This window comes from Bradyrhizobium sp. SSBR45G (genome assembly GCF_030159255.1).
Classification (GTDB): Bacteria; Pseudomonadota; Alphaproteobacteria; order Rhizobiales; family Xanthobacteraceae; genus Bradyrhizobium.
This window is the reverse complement of sequence record NZ_BSCT01000076.1, coordinates 1-1,406: the sequence shown is the minus strand read 5'-3', so window position 1 is coordinate 1,406 and position 1,406 is coordinate 1. Positions and strand designations below refer to the sequence as shown.

The following is a 1,406-nucleotide window of genomic DNA, read 5'->3' as shown; positions in this document are numbered from 1 at the left end:
GGGCTACCGGATTCACACTTCGCCTCGGGCTAAGAGGTTTGCGCCGCGTTTCATGGCTTGGAACTCGAGCCAGCCCTCCAGCATGACGAGAGGGCCGGGCTTTCCGTAGTAGCCGGTCCATCCGCCGAGGCGGGCGCAGACCCAGGCCGCGCGAGCGAGAGACCCCTTCGGATGAGGGTTCTTTTGCCGCTCTGTCTTGCCCTCGAGTTGAGCACAGCAGGCTTCGAGCAGGGGAACGTCCTCGGGTTCGAATGCGTCTGTGAGAGGGCGCAGAGGCTCCGGGCCTCCATCACGCGCGTGGACCAATTGTTGGATGCACACGGCCGCGATCAACGTCGCAGTGATAAGCCGGTTGCGAGGCGGGCTGTCCTCGATCTCCAGCCCCTCGATGTCGAAGCCGCCCGACTTGAGAGTTCGGAACAGCTGTTCAATCGCCCAACGCTGTCGATACAGGCCGACCACCTGCCAGGCTTGCGCCTCGGTCCCGATCTCATGCGTGGTGAGAAGCCGCCAATGGATCGGCGCCTCGCCGCTCGGCGGGTCGACCTCGCGGACATCGATGATGTGCACGGCCACGCTTTTCGGCAAGTTGGCGCGCAATCCAGCCGTCGGTTGAGCCAGATTGGCCCGCATGAAGCGAAGTTCGAGCTGAGCGGTTCGCCGCTTGCGCCCAGGCTTGGCGGGAAGCTCCAACTCCGCGCGCCCCATCGCACCCAGCGCATCGACTCGGGCAAATAGCGTCTGGCCGTCCGCCAGTGCACGGTCATGGGCCGCGCGGATCAGCAGTTCGACACCTTCCGAACGCAAGGCAAACGCCTCGAAGATGTCGCTCTCGCGATCGGCTACCACGGTGATCGAAGCCGCCCCCGCGCATACCGAGGCCGCCTGCTCGGCACCTTGCAGCCAGCGGAAGCTCTCCTTCTCCTCAATCGGCGTGGATCGCCGGGCTGCACGCCGGCCGCCCTTGCGCTCCAAAAAGCAGCCGTCGATCAACCCCAGGATTGCACCATCCTGCGCATTCAGAGCCAACACGGCGTGCAGATACTCGCCTCCGCCGCCCTCCGAGCGCACCACGGTGGTGTCCTGGATCGCCAGCACATGCTGTCCCATGCAGCGTTCCGACGTCCGTCGGGCCGCCTCCGCCAGCATCTCCTCACAGCTGAAAGCCTCGTTGCGCAACAACCGCGTCAGACGAATCTCTCCCGCCCGATTGCCACCCAATCGGCGCACCCGCAGCCCTCGGCCGCCCGACGCAACCAGCCGGTCCAGAAGAAAGGCCCCCCTTTTTCAAGGCGACGGTCGCCAAACCGTCCCAGCCCAAGCTCCATGCCATCCTCCTCCGCAAGAGGCTGACAGGGAATCAGACGTTCTTCCCGTATTCAATATCGATGTGTGAATACGGTAGC

Annotated in this window: 1 protein-coding gene; it reads right to left on the bottom strand. The window is 64.6% G+C overall.

The window, feature by feature from the left end:
• Positions 1 to 12: 12 nt before the first annotated feature.
• Entirely contained in the window at positions 13 to 1,230 is a 1,218-nt protein-coding gene (locus QQL87_RS37195) for an IS4 family transposase (RefSeq protein ID WP_284424092.1), read from the bottom strand.
• Positions 1,231 to 1,406 lie beyond the last annotated feature (176 nt).